Annotated in this window: 7 protein-coding genes; all 7 read right to left on the reverse strand. The window is 50.5% G+C overall.

From position 1 onward, the window contains the following. Window positions 1–87: 87 nt before the first annotated feature. Window positions 88–774, reverse strand: a complete 687-nt coding sequence (locus Q358_RS0113705; RefSeq protein ID WP_027962503.1) for a sulfotransferase — start codon at window positions 772–774, stop codon at window positions 88–90. Between the two features lie 25 nt (window positions 775–799). Beyond that, complete coding sequence (locus Q358_RS18360) at window positions 800–1,813, reverse strand: ATP-grasp domain-containing protein (protein ID WP_342665559.1); 1,014 nt, start codon at window positions 1,811–1,813, stop codon at window positions 800–802. After that, window positions 1,810–2,847, reverse strand: coding sequence for a sulfotransferase (locus Q358_RS18365; protein WP_084286580.1), 1,038 nt, complete (start codon window positions 2,845–2,847; stop codon window positions 1,810–1,812). Before Q358_RS18365 ends, Q358_RS18360 begins: the two co-directional genes overlap by 4 nt. 12 nt (window positions 2,848–2,859) lie before the next feature. Beyond that, window positions 2,860–4,104 carry a type III PLP-dependent enzyme domain-containing protein gene (locus Q358_RS18370; protein ID WP_084286581.1) on the reverse strand — a complete coding sequence of 415 codons (1,245 nt, stop codon included), beginning with the start codon at window positions 4,102–4,104 and terminating at the stop codon, window positions 2,860–2,862. Next, the gene (locus Q358_RS0113710) at window positions 4,097–5,149 is read right to left on the reverse strand and encodes a DegT/DnrJ/EryC1/StrS family aminotransferase (protein ID WP_245598330.1); all 1,053 of its coding nucleotides are present in this window, start codon (window positions 5,147–5,149) and stop codon (window positions 4,097–4,099) included. The genes Q358_RS18370 and Q358_RS0113710 overlap by 8 nt, the downstream gene beginning before the upstream one ends. Window positions 5,150–5,228: 79 nt before the next feature. After that, window positions 5,229–6,104: a glucose-1-phosphate thymidylyltransferase RfbA gene (gene rfbA / locus Q358_RS0113715; protein WP_027962505.1), complete on the reverse strand. Its 876-nt coding sequence runs from the start codon at window positions 6,102–6,104 to the stop codon at window positions 5,229–5,231. Between the two features lie 65 nt (window positions 6,105–6,169). Beyond that, a partial coding sequence (locus Q358_RS0113720; protein ID WP_027962506.1) for a GDP-mannose 4,6-dehydratase occupies window positions 6,170–6,718 on the reverse strand: 549 nt, incomplete at its 5' end.

The following is a 6,718-nucleotide window of genomic DNA, read 5'->3' on the forward strand; positions in this document are numbered from 1 at the left end:
CCCCGTGTCAGGAACAGGTTAGCAAGATTCCACAGCACTCCAATGCCGACTTTTCGGTTCATTGCCTTCATTCAACGAAACTCAGCATTAGGTTCTATTTTCCCAAGGGAAGTCATCGCAAGGCGAATTTACCCCAAGAAATCTAACGAATTTTTGGTAAGCGCCCTTCTCTGCTACGTTAATCACTAACAAGTCCTCGGGGCGGTCTTTAAAGTGCTCCACCACCTCCCGGTTGTACCGCTCGTAGTGGGCGATCATGGTATCTTTATTGTAGGGATCTTCATCGGTTGTGCCGTGCACACGCACTACGTTGTACATGAATCCAGGCCATGCATACTTAGCGGCCCTGAGGTCTTCCGCAGTTGGAATACGGCCGTCTTTTCCAAACATTTTGGCATGAAAGCGCGTGATGGAGTTGTACCACTGCTCCGGGCTATCCCTAACGGTAAGGATGAACTTACTGCCCGGGTAGGCTTTATCCAGGTGCTTGTAGGTTTCCGGATAGCTGAACGGCACATCCTGGAATACCTGAGCCGATTTGCAGTAATCCACTATGGGCTGAAAATTGCCTGCAAAGTAGTGATTGACGGTGAGGACCTCAGCTTTGCGTTGGTTGCCCATGGGGTAGTCGAGGGCTTCGAAGGCTGCTTTCAGCGAGGTGGTGCCGGTTTTGTTTCTACCGATGCAGAAGTATTTTATTTTGCCTTTGGATTTTCTTTGCTTTATGAAATCTGAAGCAATGCGCCCCACGTACCTTTTGAATTTTTTCAGCATTACTCTGAAGCTTCCTTTACTTAAATCAGATTTTCGCTATCGCAGGGACGAGATCTTTGAACCCGGTTACCTGAGGTATCGAATGGAAATAATCTGCTCCAGCTTCTTCTCCGCTAGCCCACGCTAGAAGCGCCGCTGGCACATTTGATCCAGCCAGATGATGGAAGGGATAATCACCAGTAAACCGTGGGTTTATATCAATGGCTTTGTACACTCCCTCATCCTCAAGGAAATCCACTCCCCAAATTCCGCGATGCTTGGTAAGACCGCTAAATGCTCTGGCCGTGGCTACAAATGGCTCTCTATCCAGGCTGGTTGCCCAGTCACTTTCGCCTGAACGCATTGAATGTACTTCGCAGGCAAAATGCGCACGGTAAGCACCGTTTAAGTCGTTTACGATACCCAAACATACTTCTCGGCCACTGATCGCCTGCTGTACCAATACCATTTCGTGCTCAGGCAAAGGAATGTATTGATTGCTACCTGACGCCAGCGCCTGTTCGGCAGCGGTATTATACGCAGCTTGCAGTTCCGATTCGTTATGACATTTTGCCAATCCCAATGAACCAAAGCCAGCTCTAGCTTTTACGATCAGTGGGAAGCGCATTTCATCATTGCGGATAGCCTCCAGAGCGGTCGCCAGGCTGACCGTTGTTTTCGGTACAGAGATACCCTTTTGTTTAAGTAAATTCGTGCTCTCATATTTATCCAGCGAGATGCGTCCCCACTCCGCAGTTGGTAGGGTATGAGCTATTCCCGCTTCTGAGAGCCACTGCTGATCTTGACTGAGAATATAGACATCTAGGTCATGCAGAGAACACAGTAGTTCTATATCATTTTTTTGACATACTTCGGTGAGAAACGGAATGTATTCTGGATGTTTAGCAGGGGGTGTAATGATTGAAATATCGGCCGCAACCATCCCTGCTGCATTACCAAACATATTCGCACCAACCACCTGTCCTTTTCCCTTCAAGGCGGCTTTAAAATAATTCACCAGATAACTTCTTCGCCCAACGCTGGTTAACAGTATATTCAATTTTTACCTACCCCTGGGTGACTTTCCTGAAGTAAGTTGTATTCTCTTTGAAGATACTCCAATTCACTTTCACTTAAGCGTTTGGTATTGCCAGATTTGTAGGAAGTATCTATTCCCCCCAAATCATCAACCAGTTCAGGCATTGCAAATCGTTCAGAAAGATTAACGAGGAATTCTCGTGGTTTATCACAAACCTCTTCATACCGAGCCGTAACCCAGCGGTCTTCTGGAAGACTTTTTATCTGGTTCTGAATCGCGCGCTCGGTGAAAAGTACCTGGCCAGCAACTTGAGTAGCCGGGGCGGCATCTTTCAGAAAGCTATATTCGCTAGGTTTTACAGACCACCAGATTTTATCGCTACCATAGTACTTTACTCGCGCCTGACTCACGGATTGCATCAAATACAACGGATCTCGTTGTACATGGATAATTTTAAGTTCGGGCATTTTTTCCGCAAAGTAGGCGAGATTGTACTGAAGCATCATGATTTTTGACATAAACGGCTTATTGTAAACCGACTGAATGCTTGCCAACTCTTTACGGAGGTTATCAATATCAACCTGTACTAGCTCTTCTTCTGTGAGATGGCCTGGATCGTGAATTGGGAAAAAACGTCGCCAGAAATGAAAAAATTCATTGATACCAAGCGTGCCACTTGTCTTTCCAACATTTGAAGAAAATTCGCTACTGGAGCGTAAATCAGAAAACTCGTTACCGAGATCGTATTCAGGGTTCATCAGTAACTGCTGTATCAATGCGCCCAAATGCGGTGCATAAGCGAACCGCGAAAGGAGGTTGCTAGGATAGGATACAGCACCTGTAGCTGCCAGCAGCTGGGTCATAAACGTAGTGCCTGACCGTGGGCAACCAACAATACCAATGACGGGAAGCTTCGCATGAGAAAAATCATGGTTGACCGATTTTTGCAAAGGCTCAAGAAGCACTCTTAATTGCGAAATTAAACGGTCGAGTTTTTCGTTGGGCCGGAAAACCTCGGATCGCTCAGAGGCGTGCTTCAGGATATGAGATTCCATGTTCACTCTTCCTTACCAACTGAAATTTTTGAGATAATCCCTAATTGAAAGCTTACCCCGAAGCGTTCGCCATTCACCACTGCGATATTCGTAGACAGGAGGACTGGTTCGAATGAAATCTGGACTGCTAACCATTGAATATGCGCCCACACTAGAAGTAATTAAAATATCACCTTTGGCAACAGGCTGCTCGAATCCATGATAAATAATATCATGCTCTAGGCAAGTGTAACCGGCAATATCTACAGGTGCCATTCTACGCTCATCATCTGGAACATCTGGGCTTCGAAGGCATGTTGTGGGAAGGTTAAAATCATTTGGGACGATCTTTATATGGTGCGATGCACCACTCGTTACTGCAAACCAGTCAGAACCGGTTTTCTTCACATGCTCAACACAATAAGCATATTCAAATACGTTACCAAGCAACCCAACTCCAGGCTCAACAATGAGTTCTGGTCCAGCACTCCCGTACCGCTCAATCAATGGCGTACAAATAGCAGCTGCGTAGTCATCAAAAGTCGGAGGAGGAGTAAAAAACTGATTACGAAGTTCATCAGACATAGGGCCACATAACCCGCCGCCTACATCAAGAAACCTTGGCCCATTTCCACCAAAAATCTGATCTGAAATTTCGATCAAGCGCACAATCCGCCTACTGTAGGAGGCCGCAGAACGGTCGAAAGAAGTATGACAGTGAAGCCCTTCTAAGACAATATTATTTCTACTACCCAAGACCTCTAAGGCTAATTGTAATTCACCACTTTCTTCACTGAGGCCAAACCTGGATATCCGATCTTTCCAGTTGAGATCAAGGTTGCAGCGAAGACCAACTCTTACATCACCACCAAACTCTTCAGTAAGGCGAGCTACTTGTCGGGCTTCACTCACGCTGTCAATATTGACGAGCGACTGGTTTACGAATGCTGCACGAAGTTCATCATTCGATTTTGTCGGTCCATTGAAAAGTATTCTGTCGCCAGTTACACCAAGCGTTTTTGCAATAGAATATTCACTTCCGGATACCACCTCAGCGTATAACCCTTCTTGGTGGGCTATTTTACAAAGCTCAGGCAAGTGATTGGTCTTGTAAGAATAGCCAATACTAAAATTGCTGTAATGTTTTTCGAAAGCTTGTTTGAGCGCTTCAATATTAGATCGGAAACGTTCAGTATGGGCAATAAATGCAGCGCCCTCACTTTGTTCTAGTAACGGAGAAAGCTCCATCCAGCTATACTGGGCGCTTGAATCAGTCACTGAGAGCCCCCTGTATTATTTCGGTAATATTCGTCAAATCTTCGCCGCCCAAGTCCGCATAAATTGGCAAGCATAATATTCGACTAGCAATGTCCTCAGATATCGGCTGCGCTGACTGCGATTTTAGGCACGCAACGCTTTCCAGCGACGGGTAAAAATACCGCCTAGTCAGTATGCCGTTTTCCTTGAGGGTGGCTGCCACGCGCACGGCTTGCTCTTCGCTTTCAAATACGACAGGAAAATAGGCACAGTTGTAGCCGAGGGCTGCGTCTTTGTCCTGGAGTTGCAGGTTGTTCGGCAGTGCTTTTTCGTACCGGCGCCAGACCCGTGCACGGGCTTGTAGGTTGGCTTCCATCTCATCCAGCACACACAGCCCCATCGCCGCCTGAAACTCGTTCATCTTGGCATTGATACCCAGCTCTTCGATGGTTTCAGGACCGGTGATGCCAAAGTTGATCATCTTCCTGGCGCGCTCCAGGTCTTCCTTGCGCTTGAAGACGATCGCACCACCCTCGATGGAATGAAACAGCTTGGTAGCGTGGAAGCTGAGCGTTGCCGCATCACCGTGCTTGAGCAGGCTTTTTCCCTTGTAGGTCACCCCAAAGGCATGAGCCGCATCGTAGACCACTTTCAGATCGTGCCGGCGGCCAATCTCATCGATGGCGTCTACGTCGCAGGCATTACCGAATACATGCACTGGCACGATGGCACGGGTGCGCGGCGTGATGGCTGCCTCGATTAGGGCCGGATCCAGGCACCAGGTATCAGGATCAATATCCACGAACACTGGCTCTACTTCGTCCCACTTCAGCGAGCTGGCCGTAGCCACGAAGGTAAAGGGCGTGGTGATGGCTTCGGCAGGCGCGTCACCGCCACTGATGCCTAGTGCGCGATAGGCGATCTGCAGCGCCAGGGTGCCGTTGCTGACCAGCAGCAGATTCTCAACCCTCAGGTACTCTTCCAGTCGTCGCGTCAGCTCCTGCACCAGCGGGCCGTTATTGGTAAGCCAGCCACGCTCGTAGATACCGTCGATGTATTTATCCAACTTTTCCCGGCTGGGGAGATAGGGCTTGGTAACAGGGATCATGGCGGGCCAATGGTACTAATGGGTGATCAGAGGGGCGCTATTCGTCTTCGACTAGCGAAAGCAAATATTCGCCATAGCCATTCTTGGCCAGGCGGTTACCGGCGGCGATCATTTCTGGCGTGCTCATCCAACCGTTACGCCAGGCAATCTCTTCCAGACAGGCGATCTTGTAGCCTTGGCGACGCTCAATGGTCTCCACGAACTGGGCGGCTTCCAGCATGCTTTCGTGGGTGCCGGTATCCAGCCAAGCGAAACCACGCCCAAGTAGCTCGACGTTGAGATCACCGCGCTCCAGATAGGCCTGGTTGACGCTGGTGATCTCCAGCTCACCACGATGGGAGGGCTCGACCCTCTTGGCGATTTCGATCACGTCGTTGTCGTAGAAGTAGAGGCCGGTGACGGCATAATGCGATTTGGGCTTGGCCGGCTTCTCCTCGATGGAGATGGCCCGCTTGTTGGCATCAAACTCGACGACCCCGAAGCGCTCGGGATCCTTGACCTGGTAACCGAATACCGTGGCGCCACTCTGCTGATTCGCCGCCTGCAGCAGCTTGGGCGTAAAGCCCTGGCCGTAGAAGATGTTATCGCCCAACAACAGGCACACCGGGTCGCTACCGATAAACTCCTCGCCGATGACAAAGGCCTGGGCCAGTCCATCGGGGCTAGGCTGCTCGGCATAGCTGAGCTCGATGCCGAACTGACTGCCATCGCCCAGCAGGCGCTGGAAGCTAGGTAGGTCTTCCGGCGTGCTGATGATCAACACCTCGCGAATACCGGCCAGCATCAGCACCGAGAGCGGGTAATAGATCATCGGCTTGTCGTAGATCGGCAGCAGCTGCTTGGAGACGCCCATGGTAATGGGGAACAGCCGGGTACCGGAGCCGCCGGCGAGGATGATGCCTTTGCGTGCCATGGTGATTCCTTTCTGAGTTCTGTGTCTCGCCATCGCTACGCGATGGATCGCGCAGGGTTTGAACCCTACGACTGGACTGCGGTGCCTAATCGCTCACGCTGGTAGCTGCCGTCTTGGACACGGCGGCACCATTCCAGGTTGTCGAGATACCACTGCACTGTCTTGCGGATGCCGGATTCGAAGGTCTCCTCGGGGCGCCAGCCCAGTTCACGTTCGATCTTGTCGGCGCCGATGGCATAACGCAGATCGTGGCCGGGGCGGTCGGCCACGTGGGTAATCAGATTGGCATAAGGCGAATGCAGTGACGGCGCCAACTCGTCAAGAATCGCACAGATAGTATGCACCACCTCGATATTTTGCTTCTCGTTATGGCCACCGATGTTATAGGTCTCGGCGACATCGCCTTCGGTTGCCACCTGGTATAACGCCCGGGCATGGTCTTCCACGTAGAGCCAGTCGCGAACCTGCTCGCCTTTGCCATAGATCGGCAGCGGCTTGCCTTCCAGAGCGTTGAGGATCACCAGCGGAATCAGCTTCTCGGGGAAGTGATAGGGGCCATAGTTGTTGGAGCAGTTGGTGATCAGCGTGGGCAGGCCATAGGTGCGCTGCCAGGC

The sequence above is a fragment of the Halomonas halodenitrificans DSM 735 genome, from assembly GCF_000620045.1.
GTDB lineage: Bacteria > Pseudomonadota > Gammaproteobacteria > Pseudomonadales > Halomonadaceae > Halomonas > Halomonas halodenitrificans.

What these genes read in the sequence shown, in the direction of transcription:
- Q358_RS0113705 (WP_027962503.1), bottom strand. Translation starts at nt 774, where the DNA reads ATGCTGAAAAAATTCAAAAGGTACGTGGGGCGCATTGCTTCAGATTTC.
- Q358_RS18365 (WP_084286580.1), bottom strand. Translation starts at nt 2,847, where the DNA reads ATGGAATCTCATATCCTGAAGCACGCCTCTGAGCGATCCGAGGTTTTC.
- rfbA (WP_027962505.1), bottom strand. Translation starts at nt 6,104, where the DNA reads ATGGCACGCAAAGGCATCATCCTCGCCGGCGGCTCCGGTACCCGGCTG.